This is a genomic window from Psychrobacter halotolerans (assembly GCF_039680845.1).
In the GTDB taxonomy this organism is placed as follows: Bacteria; Pseudomonadota; Gammaproteobacteria; order Pseudomonadales; family Moraxellaceae; genus Psychrobacter.
This window is the reverse complement of record NZ_JBDKWD010000004.1, coordinates 199,166-221,699: the sequence shown is the minus strand read 5'-3', so window position 1 is coordinate 221,699 and position 22,534 is coordinate 199,166. Positions and strand designations below refer to the sequence as shown.

21 protein-coding genes are annotated in these 22,534 nt (G+C 44.7%); 9 read left to right on the top strand and 12 right to left on the bottom strand.

Annotated elements, in window-relative coordinates:
• The first annotated feature begins 607 nt into the window (after positions 1 to 607).
• The 6 genes from yajC (at position 608) to AAJP47_RS09235 (ending at position 7,276) form a co-directional block, all read left to right on the top strand.
• Complete coding sequence (gene yajC, locus AAJP47_RS09260) at positions 608 to 934, top strand: preprotein translocase subunit YajC (protein ID WP_346717627.1); 327 nt, start codon at positions 608 to 610, stop codon at positions 932 to 934.
• A gap of 355 nt (positions 935 to 1,289) precedes the next feature.
• Entirely contained in the window at positions 1,290 to 3,167 is a 1,878-nt protein-coding gene (gene secD / locus AAJP47_RS09255; protein ID WP_346717787.1) for a protein translocase subunit SecD, read from the top strand.
• Between the two features lie 9 nt (positions 3,168 to 3,176).
• Positions 3,177 to 4,445, top strand: coding sequence for a protein translocase subunit SecF (secF, locus tag AAJP47_RS09250; protein ID WP_346717626.1), 1,269 nt, complete (start codon positions 3,177 to 3,179; stop codon positions 4,443 to 4,445).
• A 239-nt stretch (positions 4,446 to 4,684) separates the two neighbouring features.
• Positions 4,685 to 6,106 (top strand): MATE family efflux transporter, encoded by a 1,422-nt coding sequence (locus AAJP47_RS09245; protein ID WP_346717625.1) that lies wholly within the window; start codon positions 4,685 to 4,687, stop codon positions 6,104 to 6,106.
• An 89-nt stretch (positions 6,107 to 6,195) separates the two neighbouring features.
• Positions 6,196 to 6,927: an AzlC family ABC transporter permease gene (locus AAJP47_RS09240; RefSeq protein ID WP_346717624.1), complete on the top strand. Its 732-nt coding sequence runs from the start codon at positions 6,196 to 6,198 to the stop codon at positions 6,925 to 6,927.
• On the top strand, positions 6,917 to 7,276 hold the full coding sequence (locus AAJP47_RS09235) for an AzlD domain-containing protein (RefSeq protein WP_346717623.1): 360 nt from the start codon (positions 6,917 to 6,919) through the stop codon (positions 7,274 to 7,276). The genes AAJP47_RS09240 and AAJP47_RS09235 overlap by 11 nt, the downstream gene beginning before the upstream one ends.
• Before the next feature lie 130 nt (positions 7,277 to 7,406).
• On the opposite strand, the gene purF is transcribed toward AAJP47_RS09235, so the two are convergent.
• The 11 genes from purF to AAJP47_RS09180 form a co-directional block, all read right to left on the bottom strand.
• A complete protein-coding gene (purF, locus tag AAJP47_RS09230) occupies positions 7,407 to 8,942 on the bottom strand; it encodes an amidophosphoribosyltransferase (RefSeq protein ID WP_346717622.1) in 1,536 nt (511 codons plus the stop codon).
• A 294-nt stretch (positions 8,943 to 9,236) separates the two neighbouring features.
• Positions 9,237 to 9,734 carry a CvpA family protein gene (locus AAJP47_RS09225; protein ID WP_346717621.1) on the bottom strand — a complete coding sequence of 166 codons (498 nt, stop codon included), beginning with the start codon at positions 9,732 to 9,734 and terminating at the stop codon, positions 9,237 to 9,239.
• A gap of 202 nt (positions 9,735 to 9,936) precedes the next feature.
• Positions 9,937 to 10,971, bottom strand: coding sequence for a quinone-dependent dihydroorotate dehydrogenase (locus AAJP47_RS09220; RefSeq protein ID WP_346717620.1), 1,035 nt, complete (start codon positions 10,969 to 10,971; stop codon positions 9,937 to 9,939).
• A gap of 187 nt (positions 10,972 to 11,158) precedes the next feature.
• Positions 11,159 to 11,695, bottom strand: a complete 537-nt coding sequence (locus AAJP47_RS09215) for a DUF4870 family protein (protein ID WP_346717619.1) — start codon at positions 11,693 to 11,695, stop codon at positions 11,159 to 11,161.
• 132 nt (positions 11,696 to 11,827) lie between these two features.
• A complete protein-coding gene (locus AAJP47_RS09210; RefSeq protein WP_346717618.1) occupies positions 11,828 to 12,403 on the bottom strand; it encodes a type II secretion system protein M in 576 nt (191 codons plus the stop codon).
• Between the two features lie 38 nt (positions 12,404 to 12,441).
• Positions 12,442 to 13,851, bottom strand: coding sequence for a type II secretion system protein GspL (gene gspL, locus AAJP47_RS09205; protein WP_346717617.1), 1,410 nt, complete (start codon positions 13,849 to 13,851; stop codon positions 12,442 to 12,444).
• Positions 13,852 to 13,977: 126 nt separating this feature from the next.
• Entirely contained in the window at positions 13,978 to 14,433 is a 456-nt protein-coding gene (locus tag AAJP47_RS09200) for a SixA phosphatase family protein (protein WP_346717616.1), read from the bottom strand.
• A 124-nt stretch (positions 14,434 to 14,557) separates the two neighbouring features.
• Positions 14,558 to 15,826: an NAD(P)H-dependent glycerol-3-phosphate dehydrogenase gene (locus AAJP47_RS09195; RefSeq protein ID WP_497198711.1), complete on the bottom strand. Its 1,269-nt coding sequence runs from the start codon at positions 15,824 to 15,826 to the stop codon at positions 14,558 to 14,560.
• 143 nt (positions 15,827 to 15,969) lie between these two features.
• Positions 15,970 to 16,605 (bottom strand): nitroreductase family protein, encoded by a 636-nt coding sequence (locus tag AAJP47_RS09190; protein ID WP_346717614.1) that lies wholly within the window; start codon positions 16,603 to 16,605, stop codon positions 15,970 to 15,972.
• A 70-nt stretch (positions 16,606 to 16,675) separates the two neighbouring features.
• Complete coding sequence (gene zapE / locus AAJP47_RS09185) at positions 16,676 to 17,776, bottom strand: cell division protein ZapE (protein WP_346717613.1); 1,101 nt, start codon at positions 17,774 to 17,776, stop codon at positions 16,676 to 16,678.
• A gap of 85 nt (positions 17,777 to 17,861) precedes the next feature.
• Entirely contained in the window at positions 17,862 to 18,521 is a 660-nt protein-coding gene (locus tag AAJP47_RS09180) for an alpha/beta hydrolase (protein ID WP_346717612.1), read from the bottom strand.
• 263 nt (positions 18,522 to 18,784) lie between these two features.
• Here AAJP47_RS09180 and AAJP47_RS09175 point away from each other — a divergent pair, with 263 nt between their 5' ends.
• From AAJP47_RS09175 to xseB, 3 genes are all read left to right on the top strand, one after another.
• Positions 18,785 to 19,156 (top strand): hypothetical protein, encoded by a 372-nt coding sequence (locus tag AAJP47_RS09175; protein ID WP_346717611.1) that lies wholly within the window; start codon positions 18,785 to 18,787, stop codon positions 19,154 to 19,156.
• Between the two features lie 219 nt (positions 19,157 to 19,375).
• Complete coding sequence (xseA, locus tag AAJP47_RS09170; protein WP_346717610.1) at positions 19,376 to 20,875, top strand: exodeoxyribonuclease VII large subunit; 1,500 nt, start codon at positions 19,376 to 19,378, stop codon at positions 20,873 to 20,875.
• Between the two features lie 87 nt (positions 20,876 to 20,962).
• Entirely contained in the window at positions 20,963 to 21,208 is a 246-nt protein-coding gene (gene xseB / locus AAJP47_RS09165) for an exodeoxyribonuclease VII small subunit (RefSeq protein WP_346717609.1), read from the top strand.
• Positions 21,209 to 21,212: 4 nt separating this feature from the next.
• Here the strand turns inward: xseB and pncB are convergent, their stop codons facing one another.
• A complete protein-coding gene (pncB, locus tag AAJP47_RS09160; protein ID WP_346717608.1) occupies positions 21,213 to 22,439 on the bottom strand; it encodes a nicotinate phosphoribosyltransferase in 1,227 nt (408 codons plus the stop codon).
• Positions 22,440 to 22,534: the final 95 nt, after the last annotated feature.

The following is a 22,534-nucleotide window of genomic DNA, read 5'->3' as shown; positions in this document are numbered from 1 at the left end:
ATTAAATAAAGATGTAGGTAAAAATATCTGCAAAAGCGACTATCAATAACTGCCCAAAACTGATTTATTATTTCATATTAGACTTTATCACATCTTAGTAGATCGCATGCTAAATACAAGTAATTATTACTATTTGATAGTAGCATTGATGATTGTATTTCACAATAATTCGCTATTTTAAACCGATATTTTTTTACAATTTTTGCTTTATTTCTTATAGAGGCTTGGGTATTACTCTTACCTAATAGCCATTCTATAATTGAAATTTGCTATACTCACAACGCTTACTCCTCCTTTATACACCAGTAGCTACAGGCTCTATATGTAGAAAACCACCTGCTGCTAAAATAAATTTTCTCGCGGTGCTACTGATGCAGAGATGACAAAACATTTATCCCAGTCAGGCTGTATTTTTTGTATGGTACTAACTATAGTTAATCGGCTATATAAAGATCTATAAAAACATTATCATCATAAGTAACCGCTCCCAGCACTGTATCGCGTTAAGAAAAATAGGCTCAGCCTATGATTAACAGTTACCAAGACTGGGATTTTTTGTTACTATGCGTTTAATTTTATTATTATCTATGACTCACTGAGAGAAATTATGTTTTCATTCATTCAAGCCGCTCATGCTGCTGAACCTGCTGGCGCAGCCTCGTTGTTCGGTCAAATCCTATTGCCTGTCGCTTTTTTTGCCATTTTTTACTTTTTGGTTATTCGTCCCCAGTCTAAGCGTACTAAAGAGCATCGTGCAATGGTCAACTCATTGACCGTTGGTAGCGAAATCATCTTTGCTGGCGGCTTGATGGGTCGCATCAAGGCATTAGAAGGCGATTACGCCGTTGTTAGCTTAAACAACAACACCGATGTCAAAGTACAACGTGCGTCTGTTATCTCCGTATTGCCCGCTGGCACGATCGAAAGCGTTTAATTCTTAATAGCGTCTGGTTAATGATTATTTGCTGGTTGGATCGTATCTTTAGTAGATACCGCACCCATAAATAAAATAATAGATACCAAGATTAAAGATGACTGTACATTGTTTACGGTCATTTTTCGCTATTGATCATGTTGTTTTATAAGCTCGTCATATTTTTGATGAATATATAAAGAGACATCTGTATCATTTGTCTTTTTGTTTGACGCTTTACTATTATCGCGGATGATCGCAGCGGCGTTTGATGAAGGTGCTCAATACGGCACATTCAACCACTGCTATCGCTAACTTCCCATCTGCTAACTTGTGGCTCATGTCGCCAGTCGTTTATCAACCTAAAGAAGTGATTATGCAATATCCCGCTTGGAAATACTTACTTATTACCGTCGTGCTAATCATTGCCGGTCTATATGCTGCGCCTAACCTATATCCTGACGAACCTGCTGTGCAGATTACCAGTGCAGCGGCTGGTACACAGCTGTCAGAAGGTGTCTTGACTCAATCGCAAAGCTTGCTTGAAGAGGCAGGTCTTGAATACCATGACGGTACGTTTGAAGACAATAGTGCGCTGGTGCGTCTTAACAATCCAGTTGATCAGCTAAAAGCGCAAGAAGTGTTACGTCAGAACTTGGGCGAAGACTATGTGGTCGCACTTAACTTGGCACAGACGACACCGCAGTGGCTACGTGATATCGGCGCAAGACCGATGAAGCTTGGTCTTGACTTACGCGGCGGGGTACGTTTTGTACTAGAAGTCGATATGGACAAAGCGCTTGAACAACGTTTGGACAGCGCGAGCCGTGACATACGTCGTGATTTACGTGTTGAGCAAGTGGCGATCAAAGGGATTAAGACCGAAGATCGAAGCGTGATCCTGCATTTTGCTGATACAGATACCCGTAACCGGGCACAAAATGTCCTGCAAGGTTCAATAGGTAATACGTTTAATCTACAGTCATCAATTGATGCCCAAGGCCCTGCCCTCATTTTGGCATACAACGATGCCACACTTGATGAGATCAATAGCTACGCGGTCAATCAAAACTTAACGACGCTCCGTAACCGTATTGCCGAGCTTGGTGTCACTGAAGCCTTGGTACAATCACAAGGCGCCAGCCGTATTGTGGTCGAGCTACCAGGCGTACAAGATACGGCTGAAGCAAAGCGTGTTCTTGGCCGTACGGCAAACCTTGAGTTCCGTTTGGTGGCTGAAGACAGTGCAAACTATACAGGCGGCATTCCGCCAGCGGGAACCGAAGCATTCCCATTTGAAACCCTTGATGGTCCACCAGTACTATTGCAACGTCAGGCGATTGTCACGGGCGATAAAGTAACCAATGCCCAAACAGGCCTTGATGAAAATGGCGCTCCTGAAGTCAGCATTACGCTAGATAGCGCAGGCGGTAAACTGATGCAAAATGCTACTCGTACTTCGGTTGGCAAGCAGATGGCCGTATTGTTCATCGAAAACAAGCAAAGAATTACTTATGAAGAAGACCCTGCCACTGGGGAAACTACCGAAGTAAGAACGCCTTATGCTGAGACCAAGGTCATCAACCGCGCCAATATTCAAGCAGTACTCGGCTCATCTTTCCGAATCACGGGTTTAGATAGTAGTGCTGAAGCGGCTGAGCTTGCTCTTCTATTACGCTCGGGCGCGCTTGCTGCACCGATGTACTTTGTTGAAGAGCGCACCATTGGTCCTTCATTGGGTCAAGAGAACATTGATAAAGGCCTATTCTCTACTCAGGTCGGTTATCTGTTGGTCTTTGCCTTTATGATTATTTTCTATCGTCTATTTGGTGTCATCGCCAACGTGGCGCTTGCCGTAAACGTTATTATTATCATCGCCATCATGTCGATCCTAGGCTCATCACTGACGCTACCAGGTATTGCAGGTATCGTTTTGACCATCGGTATGGCGGTCGATGCCAACGTGCTTATTTTTGAGCGGATACGTGAGGAGCTTGCCAACGGCGTGAGACCAAAGTCCGCTATTGTGGCAGGTTTTGATCGCGCTTTTAGTAGTATTTTCGATGCCAACATCACCACCTTATTGGTCGCGTTTATTCTATTTGCGATTGGTACAGGTCCGATCAAAGGCTTTGCGATCACGCTCGCTATCGGTATTGTAAGCTCACTATTTACCGCTATTTTGGTAACGCGAGCGCTGGTACAGATTGCTTATGGTAAGCGTAAATCTATCAAACGTTTGAGCATCGGTTAGGAGAACACTATGACGATCGATAAGAATAATCCTCTAGAACAGCAGAACAATCCAGATCGTAATGGTTCAGGTGGCTCAAATACTGATGCTAACAGTAGCAGTACACGCCGCCGCAAAAAACCACGCCGTGATGGCAAAGGCAGTAATAATAAAATTAGTAATCCTGCCACATCGACGTCTGGTAAGACTCGCCGTGGTGGAAAAGCTCAAAGCAAAGACAATCAAGCACTCGCCACGACCACCGCTACAGATGCTAATTTAGTGTCGAGTGATGCCGCTGAAGATGCCGCAGCACAAGCTGAAGGCGGTATCAAAGCGGTTGGTAACCAACGTATCATTCCATTTATGAAGATAGAAAAGCCCATGGCGCTTTTGTCTTTATTAATGGTCATTGGTAGTATCATTGCCATTGCCGTAAACGGTCTGAACTTAGGGCTCGACTTCACGGGTGGTGTCTCAGCAGATGTACGTTATGAGCAGCCCGTTGAGCAGGTAGAAGTCGTACAATCATTGGCCAATAACGGCTTTGATGATGCGGTGGTGCAGTATTTGGGTACGCGACAAGAGCTACTTGTACGTCTGCCGCCTCAGTCTGATAGTGTCGATGGATTGAATGCCAATCTGACTAAAGCCTTGACGTTGCCCAATAATAGCGTTGAAATCAGTAATGTAAATATTATCGGTAGCCAAGTTGGTAATGAGGTTTATTTAAACTCAGTCATGTCGCTCTTCCTAGCTTTGGCCTGTATGTTAGGTTATGTCGCGCTACGTTTCCAGTTTAAGCTGGCGCTTGGTGCAGTATTGTCACTATTCCATGATGCGATCGTGACCATTGGCTTTTTTGCTTTATTCGGCTTTCCGTTTGATCTCACGGTTTTGGCAGCAGTCTTGGCCTTGATTGGTTATTCTCTCAATGACACGATTGTTGTTTATGACCGTATTCGAGAGAATTTCCGCCGCGTCCGCGGCATCTCACCGCGTCAAACCGTTGATCTGTCGTTGACCGAGACCTTACGCCGTACCATCATGACTATCTCGACCGTCTTATTGGTCGTACTGGCGATGTTATTCTTGGGCGGTGATGGCTTATTCTGGTTCTCAGTGGCATTGTTTATCGGTCTGCTGGCTGGTACTTACTCATCAACCTATATTGCAAGCTCGATTCCACTGCGTATGGGACTGTCTCGCGATGACTTTATTGTCAAAGTAAAACCAGAGTTCGAAGAAGAGATCGTGACCTTTAATGATCCAAAAATGTTTGAGCAAGAAAAATTGTAATATCACACCATAGTGACTGTTTACCCAGATAAACAGTCAAGATAAGGTTAATCAGTCTTCTTTATATCTAACGTTGATTGAGCAATACTTATCATTAAATAAGAGCACCTGACTTATTCATAATGAGTCTAGGTGCTTTTATCTTTATAGCTATTTTTTATTTAGCGTCAAATACACATCGCTTACCTCTTTCGTTCATTCACGACAACATCCCATATACCAGTACAGACGAGTCATCAATGTCAATGAATACACCGCCATCTACAATGCCGCCGATTGATACACGATACGCGCGTATCATCGCCATTGCTTTGCCCGTATTGTTGGCCAATCTGGCAATGCCACTACAAAGCGTGATTGACACCGCCATTGTCGGTAACATGAATGACACGGCCAAACTTGCTGGTATGGGACTGGCAATACAGTTATTGTCTTTGTTGCTGGTGAGTTTTAACTTTTTGCAGTACGCCTCATCTGGATTGTCCGCTCAAGCGCTCGGACAATTGGCGCACTCTACTGACAGCTCTATAAATGATAAAACGGTCTCATTGAACTCCGCACCATCGCCGCTTTTGTCCATTTTACAGCGCGCTTTATTACTAGCGTTTGTGATCGGTACTCTTTTACTATTGGCAAAACCTTGGTTAATCGATTTTGGTTTACAAGCCTTATCTGCCAATCCTGCTAGTGGCCTGGCGGCAAAGACTTATTTGGATGTAAGATTTTGGGGCGTTATCGCAGAGCTGATGAACTTTGCGTTTATTGGCTGGTTTGCGGGTCAAGGCAAGACGCGCTATATGCTTTATCAGCAAGGATTTATTGCTATCCTTAATATTGTTTTGACTTTATTTTTTGTGTTTGGCTTGCAGATGGGATTGGTTGGCGTGGCATTAGGCACCACCATTGCCTTTTGGTTGGGCGTTTTACTGGCGTTATGGCTAAGCCGTCAACATTTGAAGATTTCTTGGTCATCGTTATTTAAGACTGACCCACAACACTTTACTAAAGAAAAAATACTTAGGCTATTTTCGCTCAATAAAGACATTTTTATTCGCACGCTTATTTTAACGTTAAGCTTTGCTTGGATTACGCGTCTTTCTGCTCAAAGTGGTGACGTCATACTGGCTGCCAACGCTATTTTACTGCAAGTACTCAGCATCTCAGCCTTTGCGCTCGATGGGGTCGCCGTATCTGCTGAAACGTTAAGCGGACAAGCGGCAGGACGACGTGACTGGCAACGGTTCCGTGTTATCGTGAAGCGCACAGGTATCGTCAGTTACGGGCTCGCCATCACTTTGAGTGCCATTTGGTGGTCATTGATGCCAACTTATTTGCAGTTTATGACCAATATCGAATCGGTCTTTACACTTGCTTCTGACTATCGCTTATACGCTGTGCTGTTGCCTGTTGTTGGCGTTGGTGCATATTGGCTGGATGGCATATTTTTTGGCCTAACGGCAGGCAGTGTGATTCGCAATGCTGCCTTAATACTCGCCGCCCTGTTTTTCCCCATCAGCTGGTTGCTTTATCAGCAATGGGATATGACGGGCATTTGGCTCGGCGTCTGGTGTTTGTTGTTATTAAGGCTCATTATTTTGGGAGGCTTCTTGTACCGTGGCCATCAAACAGGCAGTTATGAAACACTGCAGCCTGAGGTTTAAAACCCTTTTATAAAGTTGATTTTGTCATAAAGAATTAAGAATTAAGAATTAAGAATCAAAAACTATAGCAAGAAAAATTAGGATTTTACGTGTCTACTCATTCAAATGAATTAAACGAATCATTCAACGCTCACTCCGATTGGATTGGAGGGTTTAAAAAAAGCTTACCAGTCGCCATGGGTTATTTACCGGCAGGCATCGCTTTTGGTGTGCTATCACAAGTGGCTGGCATCCCTATGTGGGCAGTCTTGATGCTCAGTATCGTATTGTACGCTGGCGCTGCACAGTACGCCTGTTTGCCAATGCTAAGCGCCGGTTTACCCATTGGTAACATCGCAACCAATATTGCCGCCATCAATTTACGCCATGTGTTTTATGGTATGCCATTATTGCCCTATCTGCCCAAACAAAAGATTGCCAAGACCTATTGCTTGTTTGCGCTTACTGATGAGACCTTTTCTATCATAACCAGCTTGCCTAACGCCTCAAAGCAGGCATTAATCCTGCCCATCAGTCTGTTTAACCAAAGCTGGTGGGTAATAGCCAGTGCGATGGGTGTGATGATCGGTAGTGCGCTAAGCGATCTGGTGCCACATCTAGATTTTGCCTTAGTGTGCCTGTTTGCTATCTTGGCTTATGAGCAGTTTCAAAGCATCAAACGTTATTTTCCAATCGTTGTGGCCATCATCTCTTTAGTCATCGCGTCTTTATTTACGAGCAAATGGTTACTGTTAGCAGCGATTAGTGTTTGCATGGTATTGATTTTGGCGCGTGGCGTTTGGACGCAGCGCAATGTGTTAGGAGGAAACCATGACCAGTAGCTATCTGATTTTTGCAACCTTAGCGATGGCCGCGGTTACCTTTGTTATTCGCGCCCTTCCCGCTTTGATACCAAAAAAACTCTTGGACACCCCTTGGCTACATCGGTTGAATGAAAGCTTACCTTTGTCTGTCATGGTACTGCTTATTTTAACCAGTCTGTCTTATCAAGATTTATCTGCATCAACGGGCATTAGCAGTCCAGAATGGCATTTATTGCTAGCACAAATTGGCGCACTGCTTTTGGTGCTATTTATTTATCATGTCAGTCGTCAGTTATTGGTTAGTATGGTGGTTGGTATCGCAGCAATCAACGGCCTACTGTGGCTGTTTACTGGTTTTTTAACCTAACCTTCAAACGCTCGATCTACCATCTGAATGTCTATACGATAAGACAACCATAAAAAAAGGCCGGATCCTATTAGGATCCGGCCTTTTTTGAGCATAGGTGAGTCGTTTAAAGACAGCAATGGTTGCTTACTTAAACCTCTTCGACACCCATCATATCGACTGGCGTATCGGCCACGATTTGCACACCTTTTTTACCAGTCTTAGCAGTGTCGTTACGCTGTTCTTGTAGATGGTCAAGATACGCTTCGTTGATTTGACCTGTGATATAACAGCCATTGAATACGGCACAATCAAAACCTTCAACGCGGCTATGCTTGGTGTCTTTGACCGCATCGATCAAATCATCCAAGTCTTGGAAGATCAGGCGATCAGCGCCAATGATTTCTCGTACTTCCTCTGTCGTATGACCTGAAGCAATCAGCTCGCTACGTACTGGCATATCGATACCGTAAACGTTGGGGTACTTAACCGGTGGCGCCGCACTGGCGAAAAATACTTTATTAGCGCCAGCATCACGCGCCATCTGAATGATCTCATGGCACGTCGTACCACGAACGATAGAATCATCGACCAACAACACGTTTTTGCCTTTGAATTCTAACGGTACGGCGCTAAGCTTTTGACGAACCGATTTTTTGCGCTGCTGCTGACCTGGCATAATAAAGGTACGACCGATATAGCGGTTTTTCATGAACCCTTCACGGTATTTGACATTCATTTTGAGCGCCAACTCCATCGCTGACGTACGCGAAGTATCTGGAATAGGAATGACCACATCGATATCGTGATCTTCACCCCATTCGGCAAGGATCTTATCAGCCAGTTTTTCGCCCATACGCAAACGTGATTTGTACACTGAGATGTTGTCCATGATTGAATCTGGACGAGCGAAGTAAACATACTCAAAGATACAAGGCGTATATTCTTTCGGTTCTACGCACTGATGTGTATGTAGCTTATGGTCTAGGTCAATAAAAATGGCTTCGCCTGGTTTGACGTCACGGATAATGCTAAAACCAGAACCTGTCAAGGCAACTGACTCTGAGGCCACCATATATTCGGTGCCGCCATTTTCTGCCATGCGTTTACCAAAAATAAGTGGACGAATGCCATTTGGATCACGGAACGCCAGTAGGCCATGACCGGTAATCAAAGCCACCACACCATAAGCGCCTTCCACTCGGCTGTAGACCGCCTTGACCGCTTCAAAGATATCATTAGCGGTTGGGTTGGTCTTGTTTAGATTTTGCATCTCGTGCGCAAGTACGTTCAATAACACTTCTGAATCTGAGTCAGTATTAAGATGGCGACGATCTTCAATATACAAAGACTTGGCCAAGCTCTCAGCATTGGTCAAATTGCCATTGTGCGCAAGCGTAATGCCGTAAGGTGAGTTAACATAAAACGGCTGAGCTTCCGCGCTACTCGATGTGCCCGCTGTTGGATAGCGCACATGACCGATACCGAATTTGCCAACCAATTTCATCATATGGCGATTCATGAAAACGTCACGTACCATACCATTTTCTTTGCGCAGATAGAGTCGTCCATCCTGCAAAGTCACGATACCCGCTGCATCTTGTCCACGATGCTGTAACATCGTTAAACCATCATAAAGAATCTGATTAACTGGCTCATGAGCTGCAACCCCAATGACTCCACACATAGTTATATCCTATTTTGACCCATACATTAGTACTACAATACCGGTAGATTTTTTTGCCAGTATGCGATTGATCATCACAACTGCCACTTACCGCCGACCTGATGATGTTAGAAAATATTTATCCTCTCGATCATGAATAGATCGAATAATCAATATGTTACCTACCATCATTCATCACTATTAAATGCTATCGAAAGAATTTTTATCAAGCATAAATTACAAAGACAAGGTTATAGAGATCATAAAAACGAAAATCACAAAAAAGAAGTGGCTAAAGTCTGCACAATAAAAGACTTACGATTGATTGACCTGATCCCAAGCCACACCTAACACATCTGACACCAACTCGCGGCCCATGGGTGCATACGGCAGTAGCTCGGGGGCAAGCACGGAGGTTTGCCATTGCGGCATTTGTACCAATAATGGGGCACTGACGCTAAGAATGACCAATACCATAAGGATGTTTTTACCCGCCCCTAAAACCCCGCCCGCCATTTTGTCCAATAGCCCTAGGCGTAGGGTTTTTAACACGCCTGAGAACACAAACGCAACTAAATGCATGATCGCTAAGATGATAATGACCACCAATAAAAATGCCATGGCCATTTGTAGAACCGGGTTTTGTACAATACCTGATAACTGAGGCGATACCACGCCTGCCAAACGCGTCGCAGCGATAAGCGCAATAAACCAACCAGCCAAGCCCACCGCTGTCCGAATCAATCCCACTTGAAAGCCGCGCCATAAGCCAATCAAGACAACAATAGCAATCACAATATCCAGACCACTCATGTTTTATGCCTCGTACCTTATTCATTTTATCGGGTGTTTGTTTAGCAAGTGATAAGGTAAACCATTAGTCATCTCACAGATAATCTTGCAACCTTGCGCTCTTACCTAAACACTAGCGATCTAAACCTCAATATTTGAATGGTAGTATTTGAAAACCTTTTTTAAAAAATAGTATTTGCAAAGCCGTTATTTGACTCAGAGACTAGCTTTCCATGGCGTCATAATAGCCGCCAATCGCCTGTATACAAGACTGTACCAGTCCGGGCCCGCGGTAGATAAGACCAGTATAGAGCTGTACCATATCAGCACCTGCCTCAACTTTCTTAACCGCCTTGACCCCGCTATCAATACCGCCCACGCCTATCAATGCCACTTTATCATCCAGTTGATCGGCGAACTGTTGTAAAATCTGAGTACTAATATGACTCACCGGACGTCCTGACAGACCACCCATCTGATCACCATCACGCAAGTCTTCGACACCCACACGGCTCAGGGTCGTATTGGTCGCAATCAAACCATCAATTTCAAAATCTAACAGCTGCTGTGAGATATAGTCGACTTGTAGGGGCTCTAAGTCTGGCGCAACTTTAAGTACCAACGGCACATAAAAGCCGTATTCCGTGGCCAATTGACTGTGGCGGTTCTTAATCGTATCCAACAGCTGAGTCAATGCATCGCCACTTTGCAGATCACGTAAATTTTTGGTATTTGGCGATGAGATATTGACGGTAATATATGAGGCATGCGGATAGGCACGTTCTAAGCAATACACATAATCATCCGCTGCTTGCTCGACGGGTGTATCGGCATTTTTACCGATATTAATACCAATATTGCCTTTGTATTTACAGCGTTTGACATTCTCAACCAGATAATCAATACCTTGGTTATTAAAGCCCATACGGTTGATAATGGCATCTGCCTGTTTGATTCTAAACAGTCTTGGCTTATCATTGCCTATTTGCGGACGCGGCGTGACCGTTCCGACTTCTATAAAACCAAATCCAAGCTCAGCCAATGCATCAATATAGTCGCCGTTTTTATCCAATCCTGCGGCTAGACCAACTGGGTTTGTAAACTGGAGTCCCATACAGTCGGTTGGCTGCATAGACTGACCATATACCAAACCTAGCGCCCGCGCTTTATGGGCTTTATCTAATAAAGATAAAGTCATCTCATGGGCGTGTTCTGGATCCATTTTAAACAAAAAAGGACGAAGTAAGGCATAAGACATAGTAAGGACAGACCCTGCTCAAAAGAAATAGTGAATGAGATGTGCGAATAAAATCAAGCGCTGCGATTATATCAGCTTAACAGAAATAAGAGCAAAGTTTCCTGTGGTAAATTTCTGTGTTTAAACCGCCGCTAACTCATTTAAGTGACAATGAATAGATATGATAAGGCGTGATTTTTTATCGGCGTTAAGGTACAGGACGATTGTCTGTTAACGCAATCCAGCCTCGAACCACGCGGTAAAGGTGCCAAATAAAGGTAAAGGTCATGATAATCAGACCCAATCCAGCCAATAGTATCGAACCAATGGCAACATTGCCACTATCCGCCAATACACTAACGCCCACCCCGCCCAATGCAAAAGCGATGAGGATGATTCCTAGAATGAACCAGACAATACTGTACCAAAATGTCTTAATCTGCCAATCAAAATGCGTGGATATCCATGAACCATCTGCATCATGCCGCTTCACGTAATTCATGACAATCGGCACGATCCATAACAAGCCCGCCGTAAAATAGCTGATGACATATAAAAAATAGGTAATGTGATTGTAGGTAATCAAGGAGCGGCGTTTCTTATCACTCATCATATGGGAGGTTCCTCGCTGTGCAATTTCATAATCAGACATTACGCCAACAGAGTCACGATGATAAGAATCAACAGGCTCAGTCTGTTGACGTGTACGCTCATCAGGTTTGTGTTTTGGCGTAGGATTACTCATAAATGTCCATGTCTGATAGTGGCTAATAACTATTTGATTGTACCAGACCAGCGGTTTTTCAATAACGCTACTAATAAATGAGGACAAATAAACAAAGCCATTGATTTAAACAGGACGCTAAGCGTGAACGCATTATGACGTAATCGTCGCTTGCACCTGAATGGATTTGTCCGTTAGATCTTGCTGCATCGACAATTGAGTAAATTGCCAGCCTTGTTGTTCAAGCTTACCCAGTGCCGCACTAACGACGGCTTGACTGGCATGGTTGAAGCTCAACTGAATCGCATCACCAGCGGCCACGACTTGAGCGTTTGCAATACCTGAATTGTTTAACAGTGTACTGACAGCACTGGCAGGCGGCATGGCGGCCTCACCATCTGCCGTATTAGCGGCCTGCATTGCATTGCTATCGATATTACTGGCTTGAGCACGCAACCAAAAGTAATCAGCCACTTGCGCTTGATAGTCATTCTTACTATTGTTTGCGGCTTGATGAACGCTATATCCGCCGTAGCCACCGACAAACAATAGCAAAAACGCAGACAATATAGCCAAAGCCAGCTGATCACGTGGAGACAATGACTGCCAACGCATAGACAACACATTTTGATAACGGTTCATCAGCGTGCCGAGCGCATGATTTTCAATGCTACCGATGACATCAGGATTGACTTTAGTAAACTTCATACGGCGTTGTAATCGTTTCATTTTCTGACCTTTTTGCCATCATTTAAGTGGCCAATAGATTATGATGCCGCTGTGTCCGCTGGCGTACCACTACTTTCTGTAGCACTGCTGTCTGCAACATTTACAATGATTTGACCACTAAATTGTCCCTGCTCGCTACCGTTTACTTGTTCAAGCTTGGCATTCAACCCTTGCGCCGTCAGCGTACTGGTAAATTTATCAAGACTATCGCGATTAGGTGCGATCAAGGTAAAGCTAAGTGACGAGGGCTGCATGACCAATCCTTGCGCTCGCAATGAGGATTGTTTGATTAAGGGCGCTATCCGAGCCAATGTTGCCATGTGCGTGTTTGGTGCTTGGCTATCACTCCGCAGCTTAGGCTGTAATTGTACTTGCAGCTTGTTACGAGCGTTCAGTGGTTCATCCGCAAACCACGATTGATACTGCTTCGCCACTTCGGTTCTGGTTGCGACCGCGGCCTCTTTGTACTGATACCACTGGACGGCATCGGTCGCCATTTGCAGCACTAAGGCTGATAACGTAACCATCATAGCAACTCGCAAATACGGTGAGACTTGTGAATCCGTTGACTTGATAAAGAAATTAAGCGCGTGACGATCAGGGTTGTCAACAGGTTTTGGCGTCGTTGCCAAAGTGGTCAATAGCAACTGCTGCTCAGTGATCAGGGCTGACGTTTGCGCCATAAAATCATTAGGCGTCGGTTGCTGATACAGCTCTCTGTGATTAAATTCTAAGTCATCGCTACTGCCTAAAACACTACCACCTGAAATACTATTGCTTGAAATACTGTCATCTAAAATACTATCACTTGAAACACTGCTGCGAGACTCTGCAAAAGTATTGCCAGTAGACAGATTTGACGCCTCATCAAAAGATTCGATGGGCGGTATTACATTGACTTCATTTAAATGCGGAAAACGCTCAAAAATTAAGGGCAAATAACTGACCGCCATGCCTTGCCGTACGGATTGGCGTAGCAGCATGGTTTGTGTATCTTGATACAGGGTGACTTGCTGTCCAGCACCTTCTTCTGGCGTTGGCAGCAATAAAAAATCAGGAAGTAATGCCACGATTGTCATGCCAGCAAGCTTGGCGCTTTGCTGCCATGACTCGATATCACTTTGCGCCAGCGCGTACAGTTGATGATGATCAGCGTGAGTGAGTTGTCGAATTGCCAATTGCTCGATGGGCGTAAGCGACATGTCTTCAAACAGATATTGCTTACCTGTATTGCCAAGCTGTTTTAGTTGAGCCGTATTTAATGCAGTCTCTACCTGCAAAACATGGCTTGAGGGAAAGTAGAGACACAATGTTTTGTGAGCATTGGTCTTGTAACTGCCATAGATAGATTGCAGCTGCTGCCATCCATCGACGGTTTGCCATTTTTTTACGTCATCATGCCAGACAGCTAGTGGGCTATGCTGCGCTCGTAACCAAACATGTAACACTAAGCATATCCTCAATCATTGACGCTATTATAGACATTGTTGTAAGAGTAAGATGTTGTTATAAAAGTACGGTTGTTCATCGTGCTTACGGTTGCCTTTTATGCTTACGCTTGTCCGTCACGCCTATTATGGCTGCTCAGGTACAAAACGATCAATCTCGGTTGCCATACCGCTCATGACAAAATCCATCTCAAAAATACGCGCTTCTGCCAACGAGAACGACTCAGGATAATCACCCGTCAACAGCCCTGCAATATTGGCAACGATAGACATATGACAAACCACCACAAGACACTCAGCCTCTACATTACCAATGTCTATCAAAGCCTGACGAGCATCATCAGCGGGTGTGATATTGTCTTGTATCGTTGAGGGTATTTTTGGCGCTCGCGTTTGGAATTCTGCCAATGTTTGCTGCGCGCGATCATAAGGACTGACCAAAAAACGATCTGGCTGATAGTTCGTTGTCACATATTCGGCAGTTTGCCCAGCTTGTTGCTTACCAAAGTCAGTCAACTGACGGGCGCTATCTGGACGCGTCTTATCTTCTGCCTGACCATGCCGTACTAATATAATTTTCATAACCGTCCTTGTTATATCTTTTTTAAGTGCAGGTTCTGGGGTAAGTATTGTAAATAAAGGGCTTGCACATCGTTAAATCTCGCGACTGCGCAACAAACTGACGATAAAACCCTATTAATTATCCTTATTTTTTACCATCAGTATCGTTTTTATTTTCTTCAGTATCCGCGTTTGAGGTTTTCATGTGAGCTGTCAGCGCCGCGTTACTGTGGTCATGAGCCATCACAAATTCGACGTCACTACGGAAGCCTGCCTCCATCAAGTGCAGCGCTACCCCTAATGCCGCTTTATCTTCGTAAATGACGGCGTATAGGGCATGAGTGATAGGCATATAGATGCCTTCTTTGGTGGCTTTTTCGTGCACCTGCTGAATGGTATTGACGCCTTCAGCGGTTTGACCCAGTTTTTTTACCGCTGCATCGATATTCATGCCGCGACCCAGCATCGTGCCAATACGGTAATTGCGACTCAGCTCTGAACTACAGGTAGCATACAAATCACCGACGCCGGACAACCCTAAGAATGTAAGCGGATTGGCACCTGCTTCAACACCAAAACGGCTCATTTCTGCCAAGGCACGCGTCAATATCATCGCTTTAGTATTTTCACCGACATCATAAGCAGCCGCCATGCCCATCGCAATCGCATAAATGTTTTTGAGTGCACCGCCAAGCTCGACGCCTTTTACATCGTCGCTGGCAAAGACACGAAAGAAGGCACTGTGGAGCGCCGCTTGTACGGCATGACGCAATGGCTCAGACTCACTGGCAATGACGGTCGCCGAGGGCATATTTTTCATGATTTCTATGGCCAAGTTTGGCCCTGACATCACACCGAAATTCACTTCGGGCAGCTCATCTTTGATAATATCACTCATGAGAGCAAAAGTATCTTTCTCCATTCCCTTGGTCAATGACACAATAGACTGACCACTGATAAAGGGGGCGATATTTTTTAAGGTTTCTCTAAAGGCGAGACCCGGTACAGCGATAAAAACAATGTCTTTGTCTTTTACAGCCGCGGCTAAGTCATGGCTGTACTTGAGACGATCGTCCAGCTTATAACCCGGTAGGTATTTTTTGTTGGTTTGGGTTTTGACCATCGCCTTTACCGTCCGCTTATTACGTACCCAAAGCGTGGTATCACAACCATTTCTGGCAGCCAAGTTGGCCATGGCAGTGCCAAAACTACCGCCCCCTAAAAATGCCAAACGCAGTTTTGTAGGATTGCTATGAATCTCAGCCATATTTTTGGCAACCGCTGACTCTACTGCACTTGGATTCAACTTCTTACGACCAATGCCTGATTTGGTCGCCCGTTCGATGAGACCTACTAGCAGACTGTTTTGCTTCTCAGACGTATTTTTATCGGTCGCACTATCGTCATTATTCATGTCTTTATTGCTATTATCAGGGCTGGTCATGTTCTTTTATCCGTGTTGACTGACTAATGGTTAGTAATTTATCATGATTTGGTGGTGGATACTCATTGTCTTTTTAAAAGGCAAGCACACTCAATACCCAGTATTCGGCTACGTTAAGGCTCGAATCGCACCAATGGCTCGATATCAATTGGCTTGCGCGTGGCTTCTTTTTTAGGGCTGGTACCAGTATAAACAAAAGCCGTCACATAATCATCTGGCCCCACATCAAAATACGCTTTGACAGCAGGTTCGTTACACAGCAATCCAGTGCGCCATACCGTACTAAACCCTTGTGCCTTTAGCGCCAAAATAAGATTTTGTACCGCAGCGCCTGCACTGAGCATTTGCTCAAAAGGCGGCACTTTTTTGTGTGCTTGCATCTTGGTGACGACCGTGATGATAAGCGGCGCACGTAATGGCATAGACTGGGTTTTTTTGATGTTTTTTTCGGACAATACTTCCCCTTCTTGCTGCGCTTGTGCTTGAGCCGCTTCAACCAAAGCGCGACCCAGCTCATGGCGCGCCTCCCCTTCTGTCACGATAAAACGCCATGGGCGAAGCTTTTTATGATCAGGCGCAGTTGCCGCACATTCAATCGCTTCCACTATCTGGGCACGAGTCGGCGCTGGTGTATCCAAATTGCCCATACTACGTCTGGAATTGATCCAACCAATCAGCGTGTCGGCAGTGTCATCATGAGTCGCCAACTTTTCGTCATTCTGTGCTTCGTTATCATTAAATACAGTCATCATCGTTCCTTGTTTATTATTATCTCTTGCGGTTATGTCATCCAAAAGACATCACTTTTAATTCTATTTATTAGGCGGCGTCTTCAATACGATGCGCCATGCGCAAGTAATCTTCTGACTGCATCTCAAGCAGGCGTGAACGCGTACGCTCAATCTCAAACGCCAGCTTCTCTCCTTGATACAGATCCAGTATCGATTGCTCTGCTCGAACCAGCAGCTTCACGCGGCGATCATAAAACTCGTCAACCAAGTAGATAAAGCGGCGCGTCGGATCCCGCAGATCGTCATCCAGCGCTGGCACTGAATTGACCAGTACAGTGTTGAACTGTTTGGCAATTTCAATAAAATCAGCTGCTGAACGCGGCTCCATACATAAATGACGGAAGTCACAAAATAAGATGTCTTCTGTACGAGCATTGACTTTAATCTCACGGCCATTAATCGTAATGGGCGCGTTACTGATTTTTTGATTGTTAGATAAGCTAGAAAAACGGTTGGCGAGCCAGTGGTGATTGGCTTTGGTCAAAGGCGATTCATACAATTCGGCCTGCTGCAAAACACGTAAGCGATAATCAATGCCAGAGTCGATATTCATCACCGTGGTATGACGCTCGACCTCTGCAATAGCAGGTAAAAAACGATCACGGTGTAAACCGTCTTTATACAGTCCTGCTGGTTCAATGTTTGACGTGGCAACCAAAGTAATACCGCGATTAAACAGCATGGTAAATAGATCGCCTAAGATCATGGCGTCAGAGACGTTAGAAACAAAAAATTCATCAAAACAAATAATGATGGCTTCTTCATGGATAATATCAGCGACTTTTTCAAGCGGATCACTCTCGCCTTGCAGTTTATTTAGCTCCTGATGAACACGCTGCATAAAGTGATGAAAATGCAGGCGCATCTTACGCTCAATGGTCAATGAGTCATAAAACATATCCATCATCCATGTTTTACCGCGGCCCACCCCGCCCCACATATACAACCCCTTTGGGGCGGTAGGTTTGGATTTCAAAAAGCTAAAAAAGCCTTTCTTTTGCGGCGCACTATTGATGAGCTGATGATATATCTCATCAAGATAGCTCATGGCTTTAAATTGCTGCTCATCTTGAGTAAAGTCATCCGTACTGACGGCCTGCTCGTAACGTTGCAATGGAGATAAACTCATAATACGACTCATCATTAGATAAATAAATGGTAAAAAATGGATTGATGCTGGCTTATCTTATCAGGATAAAACCCTATCAGTAATATTAACGCTGACTATCAAAACTGTGTTTTTCTAACAATCCTTTGAGCTCTGACAATCGGCCATGAAAAAAGTGACCCGCGCCATCCACGACGCTGACAGCAATGCCTAACCGATCCGCAAATGCCTGCATGTTCTCAGGCTCGATGACTTCATCGGCATTGCCATAAATCTCAAAAGTTTTGTCTACTGGCAGTTGTATATCACTACTGTCGTTTTTTTCTACAGAAGGCGCGATAAGGGCGATTTTAGCCACTTCAAAATCACTGACTCCCCACACATGAGAGGCTTCAAGCACTTGCTCAGCCACACGTGCTGTCACATAGCCACCAAAAGAAAAACCACCAAGCCAGAGTTTGCGCGCATTGGTTTGTTCAGCGATCCATTGTAACACGGTCATGGCATCGACCACTTCACCGTCAGCATAATCATGTTCACCCGTTGACCGACCCACACCGCGAAAGTTAAAACGCACCACATGCATGCCACTGTCGCGGGCAAAGCGGTACATGGTTGTCACCACTTTATTGTTCATTGTACCGTCAAATAACGGATTGGGATGGCAAAGTAGCGCCACGGTATCGGTATTCGGATCATTGGGATTGTTTTGTTGCCATAGCGCATCGACTTCGAGCACGCCCTCAGGCGCAGGAATTAATTGCATAACATTACTTACTGGTTAGGAATGAATAGGTCAATTATCCTAGATATGGTTTATATTTCAAGTGATTTGCTGTGTCAATATAATGGATCAAGGGCAACGTGCTAGATAATTTGGGACACAATAACCGCCTAGACACTCATCGCATGAATGGGTTAGATTCAGTTCGTGCTATTTGTAAAGTGACATATTAAGCACAGTACTATTGTGCTGATACCGTGTTTGCTTAACTTTTATGGTCAATTTACCAGAATCAGGAACCACTTATGACGACTTTTAAGAAAACCGCGACATTAACAGCTACTTTGGCGGCGGCACTTGCTCTAAGCGCTTGTCAAAGCACCACACCGTCCTCACCTGTGATTCAGCGTGCCAACTCTGTTTATGAAACGACTGGTATTGCCGATACCAAAGTTAAAGCCCAACAAAATGCCATCGATAGCGCGCAAAAAACCTGCCGAAGCAAACAAGTCATTATCGTTAATGATACGGCCAGATACAACGGTATTTTAGATGAGCGTACTGGACGTATGGTCGGTCAAGTAGGCGCGGTTGTCGGCTCGATCTTTGGTACGGGCTCACCAGATTTGTCACGTAAGGACGATTACGAGTACATGATTAACTTTCGTTGCCAGTAGTCTGAGTTCATTTTATATTTGAATGTTTTGTATAAAAGCCAGCACGCTTTAAATAGTCTATAGCCAACCAGTTTGCGTGAAATACGCTCATGCGACTTGTTGGCTTCGCTTTTTGTACGTGTACTTTTGAGGTAAACTACCCACTCTAGGTTGTGGCTTTTCTCATTTGTTGCTTATACCTTAGCCAATCTCTCAGCTTTACTCACGTGGTCTACTATTATGCGCAAACCCAATCTCGCAAATGCAAAACAGGAAAAAGTATTGGCGCCTGCCAAAGACTTGGCTACCTTAGAGGCCGAATTGGCTGAGCAAGAGGACCATTTGGAAGATACTGTTCTGCGATTGAGTGACTATTTGGCAGCGGTTGAGATGGTCATCAAGCAAACCTTTGATCATCGCGTTTGGGTAAAGGCAGAGATTCGCAATCTATCGAGCAAAGGTGGGCACTACTATTTTGAGCTGGCCGAAAAAGATGATGACGGTAAAGTGGTCGCTAGCTGCCGAGGTAACCTGTGGCGTTTTAAAGCGGCACGCGTGTTAGCAAAGTTTGAACGCGCAACCGGTATGCCGCTTGATCGCGACTTGACGGTATTACTCAAAGTAGCAGCAGGCTTTCATCCACAATATGGCTTTTCGCTCACCATTGAAGATATTGATCCCAGCTATACCTTAGGAGACTTGGCGCGTCAGTATGCACAAATGGTTGACCGATTAACCGGCGAAGGCTTATTGCATCTGAATCAACAACTGCCAGCGCCATTTGATATCGAGCACGTCTTAGTCATCGCCCCTGAAAAAGCGGCGGGACTCGGAGATTTTCAAGCCGATGCCAATCGCCTAGCCAGTACAAATGCTTGCCACTTTCATTATCATAACGCGACGTTTCAGGGCAATCATGCCCCCGCTGAAATTCGTCAGGCCATTGTAACCGCCCAGCAGCAGTTTTATGATACTTACCAACGTCTACCCGATTTATTGGTTATTATACGCGGTGGCGGCGCGGTGGGAGATTTGGCTTATCTCAACGATTATGAGCTTGCCGCCCTAGTCGCAGAGCAGCCTGTTCCTGTCTGGGTTGGCATTGGTCACGAGCGTGATAAAGTTGTTTTAGATGAAGTGGCGCACACCAGCTTTGATACGCCATCAAAAGTCATCGCGGCAATCATGAGTCATTTGGCACAATTGGTCACTCAGACGCTGCAATACCAAGCGCAAATTAAACAAACCGCTCAGCGTCAGCTCAATACGGCTGAGCAACAAGCGACGCGCCAGCTAAGCCAAGTACAATCACAAACAATTGGTCAACTCACGGCGTTACAAAAAGACAGTGACTATGCATGGCGTAGTATTGAGCAAAGCGCTCAGCGTCAAGTCAAACAAGCTGCCCGACAAGCCAATGAGCGTCACAAACAGATTAAAAACGCTGCGTATCAGCAGTTATCTGTTGCCGCGACTGCTAGCAAAACTTACCAACATACCATTCGTAAAAACACGCAGCAACAGCTGATTCAAGCACAACGTGATAGCGAGCATTTGCGTGATATTGTGCTATTGCACCGGCCTTCTCGTGTGCTTAAACAAGGCTACGCCATGCTGATGGATGACAAAGACAAGCAGACACTGACCAGTAGCAGTCAGCTTTATCCTGATCAAACTGTTCATATCGTCTTAAAAGATGGTAAAGCAAAGGCGCAAATTGTAGAGATAACGGCTACTTAATCTATTCATTGCTAAGCTCACATTGACCAGATTAATTAATTAACCTTACTAACATTTTTAACATTTATCTTAACATTAGGACATACTATGACCACCCCTACTCGCAAACGTAAAAAAGCCGCCCCAAAGACATTCAAGGCGGCCTACGATATTCTAAAAACCAATGCGACTGAGCTACAGCAACAAGACGAGCCTGATATCGACAATCTCATGACCACGGTCGAAGAATCTATTGCCGCCTATCGCGTTTGCGAAACTCGTATTAATGCTGTACAACAAGCGTTAGATGCGGCTTTCGCTGAAGAAAACAAAACCGAAAATAGCGATAGCTGAGCTATTATTTAGGTTCATCCAATTCAAAAACTTGACGCAAATAGGCAAGATACGTGTCATTATTGATCATGGTCTTGCCTGGACTGTCAGACAGTTTTGCCACGGGCTGCCCATTACACTCAACGAGTTTTAGAACGATGTTAATCGGCGTAATACCGATATCATTGGTCAAATTAGTACCAATACCAAAGCTGGTTCTAATACGGCCTTGGAAGTATTGATGCAGCTCCCATGCTTTTTCAAGCGTTAAGCCATCGCTAAAGGTTAGAATTTTAGTTTTGGGATCTATCTTTAATTTTTGATAATGAGCAATGGCTTTGTCGCCCCAAACATAAGGGTCGCCGCTGTCATGACGCAAGCCATCAAAAAGCTTGGCAAAATACAAATCAAAATCCCGTAAAAACGCATCCATTCCAACGACATCGGTCAGCGCAATGCCCAAGTCGCCCCGATACTCATGCACCCACGCCTCAAGCGCCGCTTTTTGCGAGTCGCGTAAACGCACATCTAGCGCTTGGAACGCCTGCATAAATTCATGTGCCATTGTCCCAATCGGAGTTATACCCAGCTTTTTGGCCAAATAAACGTTGGAAGTGCCTCTTATAATTTTTGGTTCCGCTTGGTGTAACGTCTCGACCACATGCGCTTGCCATGCTTTGCTAAAACGTCGACGTGTACCAAAATCAGCGACGATAAATGGCGGTTTGTCCTGACCTTCTTTTGCTTGTTCTGCCGCATAATGATGCAATAAGGCGACCTTTTCATCGAGTCTGCGCTGGCCTTCCTCAATAACGCTGTCATCTGACAACGCGGTGAAGTACAGCTCATTGACAATCGACAAGACAAAGACCTCAAAGAACATGGCTTGAATCATGGGGCCTTCAATATCGATAAACAGACGACCTTTACTGTCCGTACTGACGGTGATAAAACGGCGCTTGAGCTTAAATAATTCAAGATAATCCACAAAATCTGAACGCATAAAGCGCAAACCACGCAAATACGTCAATTCATCCTCTAAAAAACGCAGCTCACATAAACTGTCTAATTGCTTTTCCAGTTGTTCTTTAATGTCGGCTAATGGATAAACTGTATCCGCGTTGTTACGGCAGCGAAAGCGATAAACGCCATGAGTTTGCGGGAACTGATGCAACATGGCTTGAAGCATGGTGAATTTATATAAGTCATTATCCAGTAACGAGGTAATAATAGGGGTATAGGTAACGGTCATACTATGGCCTTGAAAAACGCAAAGATAAGATATAAACGTCACCCAATACGCAGAGCGACATAATATATGAACAATAGAGCAAGTGTACTCACCAA